The organism is Bacillus sp. RCC_6_1 (genome assembly GCF_041360755.1).
Lineage (GTDB): Bacteria > Bacillota > Bacilli > Bacillales > Bacillaceae_G > Bacillus_A > Bacillus_A cereus.
In genome coordinates, this window is record NZ_JBFUPV010000002.1 from 1 (window position 1) to 19,751 (window position 19,751).

Genomic DNA, 19,751 nt, shown 5'->3' on the forward strand with positions numbered 1-19,751 from the left:
AAGGCTGAGCTGTGATGGGGAAGCTCCTTATGGAGCGAAGTCTTTGATTCCCCGCTGCCAAGAAAAGCTTCTAGCGAGATAAAAGGTGCCTGTACCGCAAACCGACACAGGTAGGCGAGGAGAGAATCCTAAGGTGTGCGAGAGAACTCTGGTTAAGGAACTCGGCAAAATGACCCCGTAACTTCGGGAGAAGGGGTGCTTTCTTAACGGAAAGCCGCAGTGAATAGGCCCAAGCGACTGTTTAGCAAAAACACAGCTCTCTGCGAAGCCGTAAGGCGAAGTATAGGGGGTGACACCTGCCCGGTGCTGGAAGGTTAAGGAGAGGGGTTAGCGTAAGCGAAGCTCTGAACTGAAGCCCCAGTAAACGGCGGCCGTAACTATAACGGTCCTAAGGTAGCGAAATTCCTTGTCGGGTAAGTTCCGACCCGCACGAAAGGTGTAACGATTTGGGCACTGTCTCAACCAGAGACTCGGTGAAATTATAGTACCTGTGAAGATGCAGGTTACCCGCGACAGGACGGAAAGACCCCGTGGAGCTTTACTGTAGCCTGATATTGAATTTTGGTACAGTTTGTACAGGATAGGCGGGAGCCATTGAAACCGGAGCGCTAGCTTCGGTGGAGGCGCTGGTGGGATACCGCCCTGACTGTATTGAAATTCTAACCTACGGGTCTTATCGACCCGGGAGACAGTGTCAGGTGGGCAGTTTGACTGGGGCGGTCGCCTCCTAAAGTGTAACGGAGGCGCCCAAAGGTTCCCTCAGAATGGTTGGAAATCATTCGTAGAGTGCAAAGGCATAAGGGAGCTTGACTGCGAGACCTACAAGTCGAGCAGGGACGAAAGTCGGGCTTAGTGATCCGGTGGTTCCGCATGGAAGGGCCATCGCTCAACGGATAAAAGCTACCCCGGGGATAACAGGCTTATCTCCCCCAAGAGTCCACATCGACGGGGAGGTTTGGCACCTCGATGTCGGCTCATCGCATCCTGGGGCTGTAGTCGGTCCCAAGGGTTGGGCTGTTCGCCCATTAAAGCGGTACGCGAGCTGGGTTCAGAACGTCGTGAGACAGTTCGGTCCCTATCCGTCGTGGGCGTAGGAAATTTGAGAGGAGCTGTCCTTAGTACGAGAGGACCGGGATGGACGCACCGCTGGTGTACCAGTTGTTCTGCCAAGGGCATAGCTGGGTAGCTATGTGCGGAAGGGATAAGTGCTGAAAGCATCTAAGCATGAAGCCCCCCTCAAGATGAGATTTCCCATAGCGTAAGCTAGTAAGATCCCTGAAAGATGATCAGGTTGATAGGTTCGAGGTGGAAGCATGGTGACATGTGGAGCTGACGAATACTAATAGATCGAGGACTTAACCATATAATATGTAGCAATGTTATCTAGTTTTGAAGGAATATAAAAAACTTGTTGACTTTAAAAGTTAAATGAGTTACAATGATTCTTGTCTTAAATGAATACAGTCTGGTAATGATGGCAGAGAGGTCACACCCGTTCCCATACCGAACACGGAAGTTAAGCTCTCTAGCGCCGATGGTAGTTGGGACCTTGTCCCTGTGAGAGTAGGACGTTGCCAGGCAAATGGAGGATTAGCTCAGCTGGGAGAGCACCTGCCTTACAAGCAGGGGGTCGGCGGTTCGATCCCGTCATCCTCCACCATTTAGCCGACTTAGCTCAATTGGTAGAGCAACTGACTTGTAATCAGTAGGTTGGGGGTTCAAGTCCTCTAGTCGGCACCAGAAATCATGGCGGTTGTGGCGAAGTGGTTAACGCACCGGATTGTGGCTCCGGCATTCGTGGGTTCGATTCCCATCAGTCGCCCCATTTTTCTTAAATAAATTAATATGCGGGTGTGGCGGAATTGGCAGACGCACCAGACTTAGGATCTGGCGCCTTTGGCGTGGGGGTTCGACTCCCTTCACCCGCACTTTTAATAAAATAACTCATACATGTCTTGCGGAAGTAGTTCAGTGGTAGAATACAACCTTGCCAAGGTTGGGGTCGCGGGTTCGAATCCCGTCTTCCGCTCCAATTTTCAATATGACATGCCGGGGTGGCGGAACAGGCAGACGCACAGGACTTAAAATCCTGCGGTGGGTGACCACCGTGCGGGTTCGACCCCCGCCCTCGGCACCATATGCGCCCGTAGCTCAATTGGATAGAGCGTTTGACTACGGATCAAGAGGTTAGGGGTTCGACTCCTCTCGGGCGCGCTTTTATTAACGGGAAGTGGCTCAGCTTGGTAGAGCACCTGGTTTGGGACCAGGGGGTCGCAGGTTCAAATCCTGTCTTCCCGATATTCCCAAAAAACATGGGGCCTTAGCTCAGCTGGGAGAGCGCCTGCCTTGCACGCAGGAGGTCAGCGGTTCGATCCCGCTAGGCTCCACTTATATTAATATCATTTATGGCGGTGTAGCTCAGCTGGCTAGAGCGTACGGTTCATACCCGTGAGGTCGGGGGTTCGATCCCCTCCGCCGCTACCATAAAGGACCTTTAGCTCAGCTGGTTAGAGCAGACGGCTCATAACCGTCCGGTCGTAGGTTCGAGTCCTACAAGGTCCACCATTAGACGTATATATCTCGGAGGTATACCCAAGTTCGGCTGAAGGGATCGGTCTTGAAAACCGACAGGCGGCGAGAGTCGCGCGGGGGTTCGAATCCCTCTACCTCCTCCATTTTTTCTAAAGTGAATATTTTATCATCGCGGGGTGGAGCAGCACGGTAGCTCGTCGGGCTCATAACCCGAAGGTCGCAGGTTCAAATCCTGTCCCCGCAACCAAATGGTCCCGTGGTGTAGTGGTTAACATGCCTGCCTGTCACGCAGGAGATCGCCGGTTCGACCCCGGTCGGGACCGCCATTTTTTACATAAAGGCTCGGTAGCTCAGTCGGTAGAGCAGAGGACTGAAAATCCTCGTGTCGGCGGTTCGATTCCGTCCCGAGCCACCATTTTGAAATCACGAGCCGACTTAGCTCAATTGGTAGAGCAACTGACTTGTAATCAGTAGGTTGGGGGTTCAAGTCCTCTAGTCGGCACCACTTTCAAAATGAGCCATTAGCTCAGTTGGTAGAGCATCTGACTTTTAATCAGAGGGTCGAAGGTTCGAGTCCTTCATGGCTCACCATTTACAATTTAATGCGGGTGTAGTTTAGTGGTAAAACAAGAGCCTTCCAAGCTCTGGTCGAGAGTTCGATTCTCTTCACCCGCTTTTTAATTATGGGCCTATAGCTCAGCTGGTTAGAGCGCACGCCTGATAAGCGTGAGGTCGATGGTTCGAGTCCATTTAGGCCCACCATAATTGTTCCGCAGTAGCTCAGTGGTAGAGCTATCGGCTGTTAACCGATCGGTCGTAGGTTCGAGTCCTACCTGCGGAGCCATATTTATAGAGAAGTACCCAAGTGGCTCAAGGGGCTCCCCTGCTAAGGGAGTAGATCGCGAACGCGGTGCGAGGGTTCGAATCCCTTCTTCTCTGCCAGAACTGGCCCGTTGGTCAAGTGGTTAAGACACCGCCCTTTCACGGCGGTAACACGGGTTCGAATCCCGTACGGGTCATACTAAAAGAGATAGCATAATCTGCTATCTCTTTTTTGTTGTATAAAAGTGAACTTTGGATAGTCTGCTTTTTTATGCAATAGAAGAAATATGAAGTATGGGCTGTTGCAGTTGGGTATATAGAGCGGTAAATACAATCATGTTGTTTATTTACCCCAGCTGTATGGCTGTAGCCTCCTACACTTGGAGAAACCGATGAAAATACATCCGGGAGCTACTGTGGAAAATAAATAATATATAGAAGAAGCTGCCTCTCAATAGGGTGACCTACTGGAGACAGCTTTTTATGTTGGCATTATTGTCGAGTTTTGTCGGTAAGTCGATATATTGCAAAAATCGCTGATATAATTTGAGTTACGATCGATAAATTTTAATAATCGCTGATATATTTGGAGTTACGGTCGATATATTCTAAAAATCGCCGATATAATTTCACTTACCGATGAAAACCACAAGAAAAACCCTTTCACAATCTAAAGAAAACGCCTCCATTGAAATGGATTCCACACCTATTCCAATAACTTTACACTCTATGTGAAAAAGTTCACAAATAGGTCATAATTTGTGAAGTAATTCACAATAATACGTGCTACAATATGAATGTAAAGAAGTTAAACAACATTAAATTAGTATTTTAATTAATTACTTAAACAATCATAAAAAAATATATGTGAACAATAGAGAGGGGAAATTACCATGAAAAAAGGTATCAATCGTGTAGTATTAGTAGGAACAGGAGCTGTAGGTTGTAGTTACGCTTACTCAATGATCAACCAAGGTGTAGCTGAAGAATTCGTATTAGTAGATGTTAATGAAGCAAAAGCAGAAGGGGAAGCAATGGACTTAAGCCATGCGGTACCATTCTCTCCATCACCAACAAAAGTTTGGAGCGGTAGCTATGCAGATTGTAAAGATGCAGATTTAGTTGTTATCACTGCTGGGTTACCACAAAAGCCAGGTGAAACTCGTTTAGACTTAGTTGAGAAAAATACAAAGATCTTTAAACAAATCGTTCGCGGCATTATGGATAGCGGATTCGATGGAATCTTCTTAATCGCAACTAATCCAGTTGATATTTTAACTTACGTAACTTGGAAAGAATCTGGTTTACCGAAAGAGCGCGTAATCGGTTCTGGTACTACTTTAGACTCTGCTCGTTTCCGTTACATGTTAGGTGACTACTTAGATGTAGATCCACGTAACGTTCATGCTTACATCGTTGGTGAACACGGTGACACTGAACTTCCAGTATGGAGCCACGCTACTATCGGTGTACAAAAATTAGAAACAATCTTAGCTAACAACGAACAGTACAAACAAGAAGACTTAGACAAAATCTTCGAAAACGTACGTGATGCAGCTTACCATATCATCGAGCGTAAAGGTGCAACTTACTACGGAATCGGTATGTCACTACTTCGTGTAACTAAAGCAATCTTAAACAACGAGAACAGCGTATTAACTGTATCTGCATACCTTGAAGGTCAATACGGCGAGAAAGATGCTTACGTAGGTGTTCCAGCTGTAATTAACCGCGAAGGTGTACGTGAAATCGTAGAACTTGAGCTAAATGAAGAGGAAAAAGTGAAGTTCGCTCATTCTGTAAAAGTATTAAAAGAAACAATGGCACCAGTACTATAATAATTGCTAAATAATTCAGAGGTGGGAAACTGCTTCTTACCTCTGAACTTATATAATTTAATATAAATTCCTTTTCCGGTTTCCCTTGTATATCCCCAATATACCCCTTTTGCTGGATAAGGGTCGTTTATAGAAAAGAGCACTCTATTTTACGTAGAGTGCTCTTTATTATTCCGCTATTTGCCGGGCAGTAAAAACCCACTGATTAAAGTTTCATTTTATTATTTTTTAGGTGTTAATCCTAATTTCTTTAAAATATCTGCCAGTGTACCGCTTTTGGATTTTTCTACAGGTGTTTGTGATTTAGATGCATCTGGACCTTTTTTCAAGAAGTTCCTTTCAACGAAGCGAATATCTTTTTCGTCGACAATACCATCTTTATTAAGGTCTCCGTCTTTTACAGTTACTCCTTTTTTACCATAGTTGCTAGCGATAATTTCAGCATCTTTAATATCGATTACTTTATCAGCATTTACATCGCCGGTAAGGTTTTCGTCAGGTCTTGCATAATAATATTGGCCAAGCAGCTTACCGTCTTTTTCAGTACCAAGTTTCGTTGTTAGGCGGCTTGTTAAATGTCCTGGCACCTCTACATATAAGTTATAGTCGCGTTTATTAACTGGAAGTCCATTTAGTTTGAAGTATCCGTATTTATCTAGTGAGCCTTCAAACTTATGATGGTAAGAATCAGTCGCATATACTTTTACGCCAAGCTTTGTATAATCGAACTTTTCATCTAAATATTCGCGTTCATTTAAGAACGCACCAGGTTTAATATTTCCTTCTACTAGTGAGTTTAAGGACATAACTGAGAATGTTTGATCTTGAAGTACACGCATTCTATTTGGTTCTGATTCACCTTGTTTCCAGTAAACAAAAATTGGTGACTCTAATTGAGCGTTTGCTTCATAAAATTCATCATTTTCTACTTTGAAAGTTACATCAATGAACGGGAAATCACCATCTAATCCAGCAAAGTTTTTGTCATCGATAGCGCCGCCAACTGTAACAGAACCTGCCTCTAATTTCGGTTCATTTACTTTTGCGGTTACTCCTTTTTCGGAAAGTAGCTTTTCAAAAGCAGGATTAAATTTCGCATTTCAATAATATTGTGACAAAAAATATTGAGAAACATTTTTTTATAACAGATTATTTTGTTTTGATTTTGAGTGGAAAATAGCATGAAAAATAGGATAAACATAATAAAATAAAGGTTGAGAAAAAATAATTGGTAAAAATATAGAAGAATAATAAAGCGTTTTCAATTAATATTCGTCAAAATTCGATATTTTACACGGAAATGTGAAGAAAAACTAACATTTTTAAGAAAAAAACGAATGTTTTTTATAAATTAACAAGGATATTGCAGTTTTTCGCAGAAATAGTTAAAGTATAAAAAATTCTGTCATCTAAGTGAGGTGAGCATATTGAGTGTAATAAATTGTGAAGAAGTGAAACGAGATGAGTTTCATACAGAAAAGTACTATGAAAGTTATAACATCTTTGGCGCACATGTTGTGACGGAAGATGAGATTCAAGGGGTACGATTTACAGTCTGGGCTCCTCATGCGAAAGCAATGAGTGTTGTTGGAGATTTTAATGAGTGGGATTATGAGCAACATAAGATGCTACAAGTGACAGAAGAAGGGATTTGGTCCTTATTTATACCGCATATTGAAGAAGGAGAAATATATAAATATGCGATTGAAACGTTGGCTGGTGACGTCATTTTAAAGGCAGATCCGTATGCTATATATGCAGAAGTAAGACCGAATACGGCATCTGTAGTTTTTGATATAAAAGGATATGAATGGAATGATAAAAACTGGAATCGTAAGAAAAAGAAAAAACCGATTTATAAAGAAGCGATGACAGTTTATGAATTACATTTTGGTTCTTGGAAAAAGAAAGAAGATGGAACACTATATTCTTACAGGGAAATGGCAGAAGAACTCATTCCGTATGTGGTGGAACATCAATTTACACATATTGAAATTATGCCGCTTGTTGAGCATCCATATGATCGTTCTTGGGGATATCAAGGAACAGGATATTATGCAGCGACGAGTAGATTTGGTACACCGCATGATTTAATGTATTTTGTCGACGAATGTCATAAATATGGAATCGGTGTCATTTTAGATTGGGTACCGGGGCATTTTTGTAAAGATGCTCACGGTTTATATTTGTTTGATGGCACACCGACCTATGAATATAAAGATAAAGATGTACAAGAAAATCTAGTATGGGGAACTGTCAATTTTGATTTAGGAAAGAGAGAGGTACGTAATTTCTTAATTTCAAATGCGTTATTTTGGATGAGATATTTCCATATTGATGGTTTCAGAGTAGATGCAGTTGCGAACATGTTGTACTGGAATAAAGAAGGACAAGAGCAAAGTAATGAGTACGCTGTGTCATTTTTACGGGAGTTAAATGAAGCAGTGTTTGCAGAGGATGAAGATTTTCTTATGACGGCAGAGGATTCAACAGCTTGGCCACTTGTAACAGCACCAACGTATGAAGGTGGGCTTGGATTCAATTACAAATGGAATATGGGCTGGATGAATGACGTGCTGAAATATATGGAGTGTGCGCCAGAGTACAGAAAATATATTCATGAGAAAATGACGTTCTCTTTACTATATGCTTACTCTGAAAACTTCATATTACCCCTTTCTCATGATGAAGTCGTTCATGGGAAAAAGTCGTTATTAAATAAAATGCCAGGTGATTACTGGGATAAGTTTGCTCAGCTTCGTTTGTTATATGGATATTTCTTTACTCACCCAGGAAAGAAATTACTTTTCATGGGAGGAGAATTCGGGCAGTTTGATGAGTGGAAAGACCTTGAAGATTTAGATTGGAATTTACATGATTTTGAAATGCATCGTTATATGCATGATTACTTTAAAGAGCTCATAGCATTGTATAAGCGCTCAAAACCACTTTGGCAGCTTGATCATTCGCCTGAAGGTTTTCAGTGGATTGATGCTAATAATAACGAGCAAAGTATTTTCTCGTTTATCCGCCAAGGGGATAAACAAGAAGATGCGTTAGTTATCGTATGTAATTTTACGAAAGCTACATATGAAAACTATAAAGTAGGTGTACCAGATTTCGAGTATTATAACGAGATTTTAAACAGTGATGCACAGCAATATGGCGGTTCGGGACAAGTGAATAAGAAACGTCTTAAGACGATTCTAGAACCGTACCATAATCAAGCAGCACATGTAGAGATTACAATTCCACCATTTGGCGTATCCATATTACGACCAGTGAAGACGAGAAAGGGGAGCAAAAAACAAGATGGCTCAAAAACAAAAGTGCGTAGCAATGTTACTAGCAGGGGGAAAAGGTAGTCGTTTAAGTGCATTAACAAAGAATTTAGCCAAGCCAGCTGTTCCATTTGGTGGTAAATATCGCATTATTGATTTTACGCTAAGTAACTGTGCGAATTCTGGTATTGAAACGGTTGGGATTTTAACGCAATATCAACCACTCGAACTTCATAATTATATCGGAATCGGAAATGCGTGGGATTTAGACCGAGTAAACGGTGGGGTCACAGTCTTACCTCCTTATGCGGAGTCTTCAGGGGTTAAGTGGTATACAGGTACGGCAAGTGCCATTTATCAAAACTTAAACTATTTAAGTCAGTATGAACCGGAGTATGTTCTCATTTTATCAGGCGACCATATTTATAAAATGGATTACAGTAAGATGCTAGATTACCATATTCAGAAAGAATCGGACGTATCCATTTCTGTTATTGAAGTACCTTGGGATGAAGCGAGTCGCTTTGGCATTATGAATACAAATGAAGAAATGGAGATTGTTGAGTTTGAAGAGAAACCACAATTTCCAAGAAGTAATCTTGCATCAATGGGAATCTATATTTTTAATTGGTCAATTTTGAAAGAGTATTTAGAGATGGATGCAAGAAACCCTGAATCTAGTAACGATTTTGGAAAAGACGTACTTCCGCTTTTATTGGATGAAGGGAAGAAGCTAATGGCGTATCCGTTTGAAGGATATTGGAAAGATGTTGGAACGGTGAAGAGCTTATGGGAAGCGAATATGGATTTGCTTCGCGATGAAACATCACTGAATTTAAACGATCGTAATTGGCGTATTTACTCTGTCAATCCAAACGAACCGCCTCAATATATTGCTGAAAAGGCGAAAGTAGAAGAATCGCTTATTAACGAAGGGTGCGTCATTGAAGGGGACGTGAAGCATTCTGTGTTATTCCAAGGAGTGACGGTGGAAGAAGGAAGTATGGTGATTGATTCTGTCGTTATGCCAGGGGCTAAGATTGGTAAAAATGTTGTGATTGAAAGAGCGATTGTTGGATCAGAAATGGTTATCGAGGATGGAACAATCATTCGTCCAGAAAAGAATGTTGACGATGTAGTATTAATTGCTGAAGGGAAATAGAAAAGGGGGATGAAATGAATGGGAGAAAAAATGTTAGGAATTATTAATGCAACGGGAAGTTTTCCTTCCTTAAAGAAAGTAACAGGGCATCGTTCACTAGCGGCGTTACCGTTTGGGGGCCGTTATCGACTCATTGATTTCATGCTTTCAAATATGGTGAATTCTAGTATTCATAGTGTGGCAGTTTTTACAAGCCATAAAAATCGTTCGTTAATGGACCATGTTGGTTCAGGAAAACAGTGGGATTTAGATAGAAAAAGAGACGGACTATTTTTATTCCCGCCAAACTGCCAATGTGACCAAGATGAATTTGGGTCTTTTGCACACTTTAGAAGACATATTGATTATTTTCTAAGAAGCAGAGAAGAGTACGTTGTTATTACGAATAGCCATCTCGTAACAGCATTAAATTTTCAAGCGGTGTTAGAGCGGCATATACATACGGCAGCTGATATTACGGAAGTTTGCCATGAAGGGGTTTCACTTCAAACATATGTGTTAAAGAAACAATTATTGTTAGACTTATTTGAGTCATATAAAGATGTGGAACAATACAGTTTATTTGATGTAGTGAGAGAAAAGCGCGGGAAATCATTACACATTGCTACATATGAACATACTGGATATGTAGCAATTATTGACTCGATTGAAAGTTACTATAAACATAGCTTAGAAATTTTGCAACCTGCTATTTGGAAGCAATTATTTAAGAAAGAAGCACCGATCTTTACGAAAGTAAAAGATGAGCCACCAACTCGTTATTTAAAGGGTGCAGTCGTGAAAAATACAATGATTGCAAACGGTAGTATTATTGAAGGGGAAGTCGAAAACAGTGTTGTTTCCCGTTCAGTTAAAATTGGAAAAGGTTCAATTATTCGTAACAGTATTATTATGCAAAAGAGCCAAATTGGAGATAACTGTATAATAGATGGTGTTATTATTGATAAAGACGTGAAAATTGGTGACGGTGTCGTATTAAAAGGAAACGCCGATGGGCCGTATGTTGTAGAAAAAGGAAGCGTACAAAACAGTACGATTAATAGTTATTCTTAAAAGAATCAGTGGGGGTCTTCCTCCACTGATTAAAGTTTTAATTCAAATGAAAACTCGAAGGGAGGAAGCTGCAAGAGGAGTAATAAAAACTTTTCGCGCAGTGGGACAACAAGTGAATATTTTATTTGCAGTATCAGAATGTGTACCGTTTGTGAAATCGGGAGGATTAGCTGATGTAGCGGGTGCGCTCCCAAAAGAGCTGAAAAAATTAGGAGTGGACGTTCGTATTATACTTCCGAATTATAGCCTCATTCCGCAAAAGTTAAGAGATGGATGTACGTTACATAAAGTAATTAACGTCCCGCTTGGGTGGAGAAATCAATATTGTGGAATTTTAAAAGGTGAGCAAGACGGAATTACGTATTACTTAATAGATAATGAATATTATTTTAAGAGAGATTCTTTGTATGGTCATTATGATGACGGAGAGCGTTTTTCTTATTTCTCAAAAGCGGTGTTAGAGTGTATTCCGCACCTTGATTTTGAAGTGGATGTTCTTCATAGCCACGATTGGCATACGGCTATGGTTAATTTCTTACTTCGTGAAAAGTATCAAGATAACCCGTTATATGAGCGTATTAAAACGGTATATACAATTCATAACTTACAGTTCCAAGGTGTATTTCCTCCTGAAGTAATGTACGACTTGTTAGAACTTGGTGATGAATATTTCCACAGTGAGCAGTTAGAGTTTTATGGGAATGTGAACTTTATGAAGGGCGGTATTATCGCTTCGGATCAAATTACAGCGGTGAGCCCGACATATAAAGAAGAAATTCAATATGAATTTTTCGGTGAGAAGTTAGATGGATTACTGCGAAAATATAATGATAAGCTTAGCGGCATTGTAAATGGTATTGATACGAGCGTATATAATCCAGAAACGGATTCGTATATTAAGGCTCAGTATGATGCAGAGTCATTATATGAAAAGAGTGAAAATAAACGCGCCTTGCAGCGTTATTTTGGTTTGCCAGAAAAAGAGGATACACCAATTATTTCAATGGTAACGAGATTAACGAAGCAAAAAGGTCTTGATTTAGTACGTACTGTATTCCGCGAACTAATGGAAGAAGATGTACAATGTATTATTTTAGGTTCAGGTGATTCGGAATATGAGCAATTCTTTGAGTGGATGGCATATGAGTATCCGGAGAAGGTAAAAGTTTATATCGGATTTAATGAAGAATTAGCTCACCAAGTGTATGCGGGAAGCGATTTGTTTTTAATGCCATCGCTGTTTGAACCGTGTGGACTTGGACAACTTATCGCATTAGCGTACGGTACGATTCCAATTGTAAGAGAAACAGGTGGATTAAACGATACAGTACATTCTTATGATGAAGAAACAGGCGAAGGAAATGGTTTCAGTTTCACGAATTTTAATGCACATGACATGCTGCATACGATTCATCGTGCAATTGAATTCTATCACGATAAACCGGTATGGGAGCAGCTTGTAAAACAAGCGATGACTGAAGATTACAGCTGGGAGCAATCGGCTCTTGCTTATAAGGAATTATATAAAAGTCTCATGGAATAACATGTAGGTGGTGAAAAAATGTTTACTCATGTTGAAAGTTTTAAATCAACTTTTCTAGAAAAGTTAGAGACGATGTATGGTAAAAGTTTTAAAGATTCTACAACTCGTGATCAATATAATACACTCGGCCATATGGTACGTGAGTATATGAATAGTCAATGGATTGCAACGAATGAGAGTTATCGATCCGGAGAGCAAAAGCAAATGTATTACTTGTCTATTGAGTTTTTGCTTGGACGTTTGCTTGGAAGTAACATCTTGAATTTAGGTATTAGAGATGTATGCGAGCAAGGGTTATCTGAACTAGGGATTTCGTTACAAGAGTTAGAAGAAGTGGAAGCAGATGCAGGCCTTGGTAATGGTGGGCTTGGACGCTTAGCAGCCTGTTTTCTCGATTCACTTGCATCTTTAAACTTGCCAGGACACGGCTGTGGAATTCGTTATAAACATGGTTTGTTTGATCAGAAAATTGTTGATGGTTATCAAGTCGAATTTCCAGAACAGTGGCTTCTTCATGAAAACGTATGGGAAGTAAGAAGGCATGATCAAGCTGTAGAAGTAAGTTATTTCGGCAGTGTTGAACCGCTAGAAATTGACGGGCGTTTAGAGTTTAGGCATACAAATGCAGAAGTCATTATGGCCGTGCCATATGATGTGCCGGTAGTTGGCTATGAGACGAGTACTGTAAATACACTTAGACTTTGGAATGCTGAACCAGTTCCTTTCCCGCAAAACTGCAAAGATATTTTGAAATATAAGCGTGAAACAGAGGCTGTATCGGAGTTTTTATATCCAGATGATACGCATGATGAGGGAAAAATACTTCGTTTAAAACAACAGTATTTCCTCGTATCAGCAAGTTTGCAAAATATCGTTCGAATGCATAGAGAAAGATACGGTGACCTTCGTCAACTACATGAAAAAATTGCGATCCACATTAACGATACACATCCGGTTTTAGCAATTCCGGAACTGATGCGTATTTTACTAGACGAAGAAAAGTTAGCATGGGAAGAAGCTTGGCACATAACGACGCAGACGATTTCTTATACGAATCATACGACGTTATCAGAAGCGCTCGAAAAGTGGCCAATTCACATTTTTAAACCGTTATTACCGAGAATTTATATGATTATTGAAGAGATTAATGAACGTTTCTGTCATGAACTGTGGGAACAGTATCCGTATGAGTGGGATCGTATTGAAGCAATGGCGATTATTGCACATGACCTTGTGAAAATGGCTCATTTAGCGATTGTCGGTAGCCATAGCGTAAACGGTGTAGCGAAAATTCATACGGAAATATTAAAGCAGCGGGAAATGCGATTGTTTTATGAATTTTATCCAGATAAGTTTAATAATAAGACGAATGGAATTGCTCATAGGCGCTGGCTTATGAAAGCAAATCCACAGTTAACAAATCTCATTTCAGAGGCGATTGGAACAGAGTGGAAGAAAGAACCGATTAAGCTTCAAGAGCTACAATTAGTTCAATATGATGCGAGTTTCCAAGAGAAATTTGCAGAGGTAAAACAAGAGCGTAAAGAGATTTTAGCGGAGCGTATTCATAATACAATGGGGATTACCATTGATCCAAATTCTATTTTTGATGTGCAAGTGAAAAGATTACATGCTTACAAACGACAATTATTAAATGTTCTTCATATTTTATATTTGTATAACCGTTTGAAAGAGGATGCTAGTTTTACATTTTATCCGCGTACTTTTATTTTTGGAGCGAAAGCATCACCTGGCTATTATTACGCGAAAAAAATTATTAAATTAATAAATGAACTCGCAAGAAAAGTAAATAATGACCCGTATGTCAGTCAATATATGAAAGTTATCTTTCTAGAAAACTATCGAGTTTCTTTAGCAGAAGATATATTCCCAGCGGCGGATGTAAGTGAACAAATTTCAACGGCGAGTAAAGAAGCATCGGGAACAGGTAATATGAAATTTATGATGAATGGTGCGATTACACTCGGAACGCTAGACGGTGCTAACGTTGAAATAAAAGACCGGGTCGGTGATGATAACTGTTTTATTTTCGGTTTAACAGCAGAAGAGGTTCTTCATTACTATCAAAATGGTGGATATCGTGCAAGTGATTATTATCACCACAATGGGCACATTAAAAAGGTAGTAAATCAGTTAACGAATGGTTTCTTTGCACAGTCGGGAGCCGAATTTGAAGCAATTTACGATTCTCTCGTTATTCAAAATGATGAATATTTTGTTCTGCGAGATTTTGGTCCATATGCTGAAAGACAAGAAGCTGTCGGTAGAGCTTATGAGAACCGAACGAAGTGGCTAGAAATGTCGATTTTAAATATTGCACAGTCTGGTCATTTTGCGAGCGATCGAACGATTTTGCAGTACAGTAATGAAATTTGGGGTATTGGTAATGCAGTTAAACAGTTTTAAAGAGGTTGCTATATTGGGAGATATATTATCGATTTACCAACAGAAATGGATATTAATAAATAAAACGTGCTTAATAAAATTAAGCTCGTTTTATTTATTTTGCTTAAGAAAGAAATGGAACAGTGGTATATATGATACCTGCCCCATCATACTCTCCTGTCGCAAAGTATGAAAATGTAAAGAAACCTGTAACCGTAAAAATTATAATAAGGAAAAATGCGAAGATAAATTTTAACATGTAAGGTCCCCTCATCCAAAAATAACTTCATAGATTATTATAGTATACGAATATTTTATTTCCAATTGTTTACTGGTTAAAAATGAGAAGTCAGACATGTTTTGTATGTTGTAATGGAATGATTATTTGTAATGGATTTTGTGTTTTTTGTAAATGTCATGTTGTGATGGACGTGTGCATACTCCCAATCATGATCATTAAAATTTATGTTTCGGGGAGGGAGAAGTGGGACGACATCGAATAAGTTGACGAAACGAAAGCTACTAGCTACTTGTAGTTTATAATAATTTCGAAAAGCGATATCTCCTACTTTTGGAGAAGCGAATGTATAAAGTCCATACTGTGCGAAGGCAGTATTTATACGTGCATCTAATATGTGTAATGTGGCAAGCGCGCCACCTAGACTATGCCCAGTAGCTAGCAGTTTTTTATGTGCTGGCAATGATACGAGCATATCCATAATAGAATCACGACAAGACTCATAAATAGAGAGAAAACCGTTATGGACATTTCCGCCATTTAAAGCATAAGGATAAGGTTTTTGATTGACGAGAGAATCAATAATCCAATCTGGATCTGTTTGAGTGCCTCTGAAGGCAACGATAATTGTATCCTCAGATTCTAATATAAATCCGAACCATTCTGTTGTTTGAATGGCCTTTCCTTGAAAACCTTGTACATATTGAAAACCATCTGGTATTTCGAAAATACCATTTTGTTTATATTGTTCATACGTTAACTCACAACAAGAAGCTAACAGTATGGCAGTGTCTTTATCAAAGGATAAAGGAGTACGCATTAAGGTAGCCCTCCTTAAGAAAAGGTATAGTTTAATATATGCGGTGAGGAACTTGATTCATTCTTTTGGAGGTGGGGAATAGCTTGTATCGCTTACCTAAATCAGTGGAGGAAATTATAATGTCAAAATAAAACAGTGCCTGATAAGGACACTGTTTACTCTTTTTCATCTCAAGGAATCGACTTTTTTAGTTATTCTTAATGAACTGACGCATGCGTTAGTTGCATAAGTAAGAGGTTTGAAAAAATAGCCTGTATATATTTGAATGATGAATAACTTACCTATTTTCTTGTGTTTGTTTGCGTTACATACAGAAAAAATTCGGAAAATAAAACATATTATTTATCTGTTTGTTTTTGCTTCTTTTTCAAATACTCCGTACGCAATTTTTCAAGTTGCTGCTTTTTATCAAATTTGGCAGGCTTCTGTTTTTCATGGAACTTTGCCACAGCTACCTGACTTTTGGAATCCAATTGATATTTTCCCACTTTGTTCACCTACTTTTCTTGTCTCTAAAGAGAATCTACTCAACAAATATAATATACCTTATTTTCCTTAAGTAAACCTTATTACTTTATTTTAACTGCTTTTTCTCGTTTGTAGACGTAAATTAAAACACCCTTTCACTTTATTACTGCAAGCAAGGGTGTTTTAATTTTATTATTTTATTAGTTGATGGCCATTCCCACATAAGGGCACAGTTTACTCTTTCCCATCTAATAAACGACCAAGGCCACCTAATACACTACCTTCGCCAGTACTTTGCGCTGCTGGGCTTGTAAGGCGTGCTGCTAATCGGCTAAGTGTTAAGGACTGAATCCAAACTGTTCCAGGTCCTTCTAACGTTGCGAAGAATAAACCTTCGCCGCCAAATAGAGCTGTTTTTACTTTTCCAACGAACTCGACATCATAGTTAATGTCTTTTGTCATAGCAACAAGACAACCTGTATCAATGCGAAGTTTCTCACCAGGTTTTAATTCACGTTTATATACAGTTCCACCTGCGTGCATGAAAGCAAGACCGTCACCTTCAAGTTTCTGCATGATAAAACCTTCACCACCGAAGAAACCAGTTCCTATTTTTTTCGTAAATTCAATTCCGATAGAAACACCTTTTGCGGCACAAAGAAAGGCATCTTTTTGACAAACTACTTTTCCTTGATATTCTGTTAAATCTACAGGAATAATTTTACCAGGATAAGGAGCAGCAAATGAGACGTGGCGTTTGCCGTGACCTGTATTTGTAAATACAGTCATAAACATACTTTCGCCTGTAACGAGACGCTTACCAGCGCCCATTAATTTTCCGAATAAACCTCCAGATGGGCCAGAACCATCACCGAAGATTGTTTCCATTTCTATGTAATCTTCCATCATCATCATTGCGCCAGCTTCTGCGATCACGCTTTCTTCTGGATCTAACTCAATTTCAACAAACTGCATATCATCTCCGTATAACTTATACTCGATTTCATGTGCTCTCATTTTTTTCACCTCGTATGTAATAGATACTTATATTGTACAGAATTTAATAGGATTAGAATACTTTAGTTTTGTTAATTTTCAAATAAAGTGGAACAAACCAAAACTGATTATCAGCTCCCGCCAATCAAGCTGTCCGCAAATACCGGGCTAAAATATGAATATGGAAATTCAACATTATATTAAAATTATAAAAAAATGGTGGAATGAAAGTGTTCTCATTTGACGTTTTGGATATAGCGTGATATAGTGAAATCACTATTGAGCTACATAATGTGGTACGGAAATAAAGCACGTTGAATTAAAGGCTGTAAGCTTGTTATACATTCATGTCCTTTATATCCACCTTTTCATGTGGATTCATAGTTTCATTTTTATTTAGGAGGTACATGACATGCAAACAGGTAAAGTTAAATGGTTCAACAGCGAAAAAGGTTTCGGTTTCATCGAAGTTGAAGGTGGAGACGATGTATTCGTTCACTTCTCAGCTATCCAAGGTGACGGATTCAAAACTTTAGAAGAAGGTCAAGAAGTTTCTTTCGAAATCGTTGAAGGTAACCGTGGACCACAAGCTGCTAACGTTACAAAAAACTAATTAGCTAGCGATAAAAAGCATTCCGATTTTCGGAATGCTTTTTTTTTATTCTTTGGAACTCGACTCATTTGAAGATAATTCGCCCTTAAAGGTACGCTCTTCAAAGTCATCAAGCATTTGCTCATATTCTTCATGTTCTTCCGTAGCGAAAACTTGCGGATTTTTTCCATACATATCTGTACCAATAAAGTTTTCGAAATCCTCTACGTAGCCTACGTTTTCTTCACTATTTACGTACATGCCATTATAGTTTTTCGAATCTTGTCTTTCTAAATCAGATGGTGTTTCAGATGTTCCGTAATTAGCAACATCTTGCCATGCATCTTCTGCATCATATTCAACAGAACGATCTTCATCATGTTTGTGGAAAGAAGGAGATAACACTTCTTCTTCGACTGGTCGTGTATTCATATTTAGCTTATTTGTCGCGTGCTGGATGCATGTTGTAGCAGTCGGCATTGCTTCTAATCTTTCAAATGGAATTTCTTCGCCAGACACTTCGCAAATGCCGTACGTACCCGCTTCTATTTTTTGCAAGGCATGTTTCGTATCCTCTAGCTGTTTATGCCAAAGTTCAATAAGCCCGAAGTCTTTTTCACGTTCATATAGCTCTGTTGCCATATCAGCTGGATGGTTATCATAGCTAGATAATTCTCCAACAGACTCACGTTCAGATGCACGATCTTCATTTTCGTGTGTTTGTATCGTTTGCTCTAGTTCGTGTTTTTGTTTTTCTAAAACGGATTTAAATTGATTTATTTGTTGTGGAGTTAACATAGTCGTCCACCTTCCTACAATTCAGTTTCTTTACATAGTATGAGCGTTGCGAGTAGGAATTATGAGATGAATTTCAGATATGAAAAAGGAGCCGCATAAGCAGCTCCTTTTATAGAAAGTATCCAAGTAATAATCCGATTCCCATGAGGAGACCGAAGATCGTATTTGTTTTTGCTGTTGCAATCATCGCAGGTACCATTTCCATTGGAATGCTTTTGCCGATAAAGCCTTTCGTCGCTTTAAATGCTTTCGGTGCACTTAAAAATACGATAAGCATCCATGGTGATACGATGCCCACGATAATTAAAGCAATTGTCCAAATGTAGGAAACGATGAACATAGAAGCAAGTACACCAACCGCTCTTTCACGTCCAACGAGAATTGCTAACGTTTTACGACCGTTTTCTTTATCGCCATCTAAGTCACGAATATTATTAGCTAGTAAAATGGCACCAATTAAAATGGAGCTTGGAATAGATAGTAAAATGACTTCTGATGTTACAGTTCCAGTTTGAATAAAGAATGAAATTCCAATAATGATAACACCCATAAATAATCCGGCTGTTAACTCTCCAAATGGTGTATAGGCAATGGGAAGTGGGCCACCCGTGTAAAGGTAAGCAACGGCCATACAAACAAGACCGATTGCAGCAAGCCACCAGCTAGAATTCATACAAATATAAACACCTAATAGTATTGCGATGCCGAAAAATCCAAATGCTAAGTTAAGCACTGTTTTTGGCTGAATGCCATCGCGAACGATAGCGCCGCCGATACCAACTGAACCTTCGTGATCGAGTCCTCTTTTATAATCAAAGTATTCATTAAACATGTTTGTTGCTGCCTGAATGAGAAGACAAGCAAGAAGCATTATAAGGAAAAGAGGGAGATGTATTTGATTTATACCTCCGACCTGCATTGCATAGGCTGTTCCGATGAAAACAGGAACGAAAGCTGCTGTTAATGTATGGGGACGTAGTAAACTCCACCAAATGCGCCAGCCTGTTTGCTTGCTTGGTTTTGGCGCCGTAGGAGAGGAATTCGTTTCGACGTTCATTTCCATGTTGAATCCTCCTTTGGTCACATATTGTACACAACTAAGTGTAGAAAAAGCATCATTTAGTGTCAACGTTTATTTTCTAGGAAGAGAAGGTGAATTTCTCAGAAATGCTAAACGTTGACAGGCCTTTCGTTTGAGGTGT

13 protein-coding genes, 22 tRNA genes, 2 rRNA genes and 1 pseudogene are annotated in these 19,751 nt (G+C 39.6%); 31 read left to right on the forward strand and 7 right to left on the reverse strand.

Annotation, left to right across the window (positions count from 1 at the left end):
* The 25 genes from AB6801_RS05950 to AB6801_RS06070 all read left to right on the forward strand — a co-directional run.
* Positions 1-1,363, forward strand: a 23S ribosomal RNA gene (locus AB6801_RS05950); the annotation flags it as partial.
* 101 nt (positions 1,364-1,464) lie between these two features.
* Positions 1,465-1,580, forward strand: a 5S ribosomal RNA gene (gene rrf / locus AB6801_RS05955).
* Positions 1,581-1,584: 4 nt separating this feature from the next.
* Positions 1,585-1,660 (forward strand) — tRNA-Val (locus AB6801_RS05960).
* 4 nt (positions 1,661-1,664) lie between these two features.
* Positions 1,665-1,740, forward strand: a tRNA-Thr gene (locus tag AB6801_RS05965).
* Between the two features lie 9 nt (positions 1,741-1,749).
* Positions 1,750-1,825: transfer RNA gene (locus tag AB6801_RS05970), tRNA-His, on the forward strand.
* A 22-nt stretch (positions 1,826-1,847) separates the two neighbouring features.
* Positions 1,848-1,928 (forward strand) — tRNA-Leu (locus AB6801_RS05975).
* Positions 1,929-1,957: 29 nt separating this feature from the next.
* A tRNA-Gly gene (locus AB6801_RS05980) sits at positions 1,958-2,032 on the forward strand.
* A 16-nt stretch (positions 2,033-2,048) separates the two neighbouring features.
* Positions 2,049-2,137 (forward strand) — tRNA-Leu (locus AB6801_RS05985).
* Positions 2,138-2,140: 3 nt separating this feature from the next.
* Positions 2,141-2,214 (forward strand) — tRNA-Arg (locus AB6801_RS05990).
* 10 nt (positions 2,215-2,224) lie between these two features.
* A tRNA-Pro gene (locus AB6801_RS05995) sits at positions 2,225-2,298 on the forward strand.
* Between the two features lie 16 nt (positions 2,299-2,314).
* A tRNA-Ala gene (locus AB6801_RS06000) sits at positions 2,315-2,387 on the forward strand.
* Between the two features lie 20 nt (positions 2,388-2,407).
* Positions 2,408-2,484: transfer RNA gene (locus AB6801_RS06005), tRNA-Met, on the forward strand.
* A 4-nt stretch (positions 2,485-2,488) separates the two neighbouring features.
* Positions 2,489-2,565 (forward strand) — tRNA-Ile (locus AB6801_RS06010).
* Positions 2,566-2,582: 17 nt separating this feature from the next.
* A tRNA-Ser gene (locus tag AB6801_RS06015) sits at positions 2,583-2,675 on the forward strand.
* A 27-nt stretch (positions 2,676-2,702) separates the two neighbouring features.
* Positions 2,703-2,779 (forward strand) — tRNA-Met (locus AB6801_RS06020).
* Between the two features lie 3 nt (positions 2,780-2,782).
* A tRNA-Asp gene (locus tag AB6801_RS06025) sits at positions 2,783-2,858 on the forward strand.
* 13 nt (positions 2,859-2,871) lie between these two features.
* Positions 2,872-2,947, forward strand: a tRNA-Phe gene (locus AB6801_RS06030).
* 14 nt (positions 2,948-2,961) lie between these two features.
* Positions 2,962-3,037 (forward strand) — tRNA-Thr (locus AB6801_RS06035).
* Positions 3,038-3,047: 10 nt separating this feature from the next.
* Positions 3,048-3,123, forward strand: a tRNA-Lys gene (locus AB6801_RS06040).
* Positions 3,124-3,136: 13 nt separating this feature from the next.
* Positions 3,137-3,207 (forward strand) — tRNA-Gly (locus tag AB6801_RS06045).
* A gap of 10 nt (positions 3,208-3,217) precedes the next feature.
* A tRNA-Ile gene (locus AB6801_RS06050) sits at positions 3,218-3,294 on the forward strand.
* Between the two features lie 7 nt (positions 3,295-3,301).
* Positions 3,302-3,376 (forward strand) — tRNA-Asn (locus tag AB6801_RS06055).
* 7 nt (positions 3,377-3,383) lie between these two features.
* Positions 3,384-3,474, forward strand: a tRNA-Ser gene (locus AB6801_RS06060).
* A gap of 5 nt (positions 3,475-3,479) precedes the next feature.
* Positions 3,480-3,551, forward strand: a tRNA-Glu gene (locus AB6801_RS06065).
* A 696-nt stretch (positions 3,552-4,247) separates the two neighbouring features.
* The gene (locus AB6801_RS06070) at positions 4,248-5,192 is read left to right on the forward strand and encodes an L-lactate dehydrogenase (RefSeq protein ID WP_000715340.1); all 945 of its coding nucleotides are present in this window, start codon (positions 4,248-4,250) and stop codon (positions 5,190-5,192) included.
* A 221-nt stretch (positions 5,193-5,413) separates the two neighbouring features.
* On the opposite strand, the pseudogene AB6801_RS06075 reads toward AB6801_RS06070, so the two are convergent.
* A pseudogene (locus AB6801_RS06075) lies at positions 5,414-6,292 on the reverse strand (dockerin type I domain-containing protein); the annotation flags it as partial.
* A gap of 327 nt (positions 6,293-6,619) precedes the next feature.
* On the opposite strand from AB6801_RS06075, the gene glgB reads away from it, so the two are divergent.
* From glgB to glgP, 5 genes are all read left to right on the forward strand, one after another.
* Positions 6,620-8,557: a 1,4-alpha-glucan branching protein GlgB gene (gene glgB / locus AB6801_RS06080; protein ID WP_000111398.1), complete on the forward strand. Its 1,938-nt coding sequence runs from the start codon at positions 6,620-6,622 to the stop codon at positions 8,555-8,557.
* The gene (gene glgC / locus AB6801_RS06085; RefSeq protein ID WP_000057606.1) at positions 8,505-9,635 is read left to right on the forward strand and encodes a glucose-1-phosphate adenylyltransferase; all 1,131 of its coding nucleotides are present in this window, start codon (positions 8,505-8,507) and stop codon (positions 9,633-9,635) included. Before glgB ends, glgC begins: the two co-directional genes overlap by 53 nt.
* An 18-nt stretch (positions 9,636-9,653) precedes the next feature.
* Positions 9,654-10,688: a glucose-1-phosphate adenylyltransferase subunit GlgD gene (glgD, locus tag AB6801_RS06090; protein ID WP_000504164.1), complete on the forward strand. Its 1,035-nt coding sequence runs from the start codon at positions 9,654-9,656 to the stop codon at positions 10,686-10,688.
* A 112-nt stretch (positions 10,689-10,800) separates the two neighbouring features.
* Complete coding sequence (gene glgA, locus AB6801_RS06095) at positions 10,801-12,231, forward strand: glycogen synthase GlgA (protein WP_048568044.1); 1,431 nt, start codon at positions 10,801-10,803, stop codon at positions 12,229-12,231.
* Positions 12,232-12,249: 18 nt separating this feature from the next.
* The gene (gene glgP, locus AB6801_RS06100; RefSeq protein ID WP_087948460.1) at positions 12,250-14,658 is read left to right on the forward strand and encodes a glycogen phosphorylase; all 2,409 of its coding nucleotides are present in this window, start codon (positions 12,250-12,252) and stop codon (positions 14,656-14,658) included.
* 103 nt (positions 14,659-14,761) lie between these two features.
* On the opposite strand, the gene AB6801_RS06105 is transcribed toward glgP, so the two are convergent.
* The 4 genes from AB6801_RS06105 to AB6801_RS06120 form a co-directional block, all read right to left on the reverse strand.
* Positions 14,762-14,896 carry a hypothetical protein gene (locus tag AB6801_RS06105; protein WP_000911064.1) on the reverse strand — a complete coding sequence of 45 codons (135 nt, stop codon included), beginning with the start codon at positions 14,894-14,896 and terminating at the stop codon, positions 14,762-14,764.
* Positions 14,897-14,972: 76 nt separating this feature from the next.
* Positions 14,973-15,695, reverse strand: coding sequence for a lipase family protein (locus AB6801_RS06110; RefSeq protein WP_001260111.1), 723 nt, complete (start codon positions 15,693-15,695; stop codon positions 14,973-14,975).
* 338 nt (positions 15,696-16,033) lie between these two features.
* On the reverse strand, positions 16,034-16,183 hold the full coding sequence (locus AB6801_RS06115) for a hypothetical protein (RefSeq protein ID WP_000521639.1): 150 nt from the start codon (positions 16,181-16,183) through the stop codon (positions 16,034-16,036).
* Between the two features lie 214 nt (positions 16,184-16,397).
* The gene (locus AB6801_RS06120) at positions 16,398-17,180 is read right to left on the reverse strand and encodes a TIGR00266 family protein (protein ID WP_001201257.1); all 783 of its coding nucleotides are present in this window, start codon (positions 17,178-17,180) and stop codon (positions 16,398-16,400) included.
* Between the two features lie 391 nt (positions 17,181-17,571).
* Between AB6801_RS06120 and cspD the strand changes: the two genes are divergently transcribed.
* Positions 17,572-17,772 carry a cold-shock protein CspD gene (gene cspD, locus AB6801_RS06125; RefSeq protein WP_001193054.1) on the forward strand — a complete coding sequence of 67 codons (201 nt, stop codon included), beginning with the start codon at positions 17,572-17,574 and terminating at the stop codon, positions 17,770-17,772.
* A gap of 45 nt (positions 17,773-17,817) precedes the next feature.
* Here cspD and AB6801_RS06130 read toward each other — a convergent pair whose 3' ends face one another.
* Both AB6801_RS06130 and AB6801_RS06135 read right to left on the reverse strand, forming a co-directional pair.
* A complete protein-coding gene (locus AB6801_RS06130; RefSeq protein WP_000957365.1) occupies positions 17,818-18,549 on the reverse strand; it encodes a yteA family sporulation protein in 732 nt (243 codons plus the stop codon).
* A gap of 109 nt (positions 18,550-18,658) precedes the next feature.
* Positions 18,659-19,612, reverse strand: a complete 954-nt coding sequence (locus tag AB6801_RS06135; protein ID WP_000425740.1) for a 1,4-dihydroxy-2-naphthoate polyprenyltransferase — start codon at positions 19,610-19,612, stop codon at positions 18,659-18,661.
* Positions 19,613-19,751: the final 139 nt, after the last annotated feature.

Excerpts from the sequence above, each read along its gene's own strand:
- AB6801_RS06070 (WP_000715340.1), top strand. The coding sequence starts at position 4,248 with ATGAAAAAAGGTATCAATCGTGTAGTATTAGTAGGAACAGGAGCTGTA.
- glgC (WP_000057606.1), top strand. The coding sequence starts at position 8,505 with ATGGCTCAAAAACAAAAGTGCGTAGCAATGTTACTAGCAGGGGGAAAA.
- glgD (WP_000504164.1), top strand. The coding sequence starts at position 9,654 with ATGGGAGAAAAAATGTTAGGAATTATTAATGCAACGGGAAGTTTTCCT.
- glgP (WP_087948460.1), top strand. The coding sequence starts at position 12,250 with ATGTTTACTCATGTTGAAAGTTTTAAATCAACTTTTCTAGAAAAGTTA.
- AB6801_RS06105 (WP_000911064.1), bottom strand. The coding sequence starts at position 14,896 with ATGTTAAAATTTATCTTCGCATTTTTCCTTATTATAATTTTTACGGTT.
- AB6801_RS06110 (WP_001260111.1), bottom strand. The coding sequence starts at position 15,695 with ATGCGTACTCCTTTATCCTTTGATAAAGACACTGCCATACTGTTAGCT.
- AB6801_RS06120 (WP_001201257.1), bottom strand. The coding sequence starts at position 17,180 with ATGAGAGCACATGAAATCGAGTATAAGTTATACGGAGATGATATGCAG.
- cspD (WP_001193054.1), top strand. The coding sequence starts at position 17,572 with ATGCAAACAGGTAAAGTTAAATGGTTCAACAGCGAAAAAGGTTTCGGT.
- AB6801_RS06130 (WP_000957365.1), bottom strand. The coding sequence starts at position 18,549 with ATGTTAACTCCACAACAAATAAATCAATTTAAATCCGTTTTAGAAAAA.
- AB6801_RS06135 (WP_000425740.1), bottom strand. The coding sequence starts at position 19,612 with ATGGAAATGAACGTCGAAACGAATTCCTCTCCTACGGCGCCAAAACCA.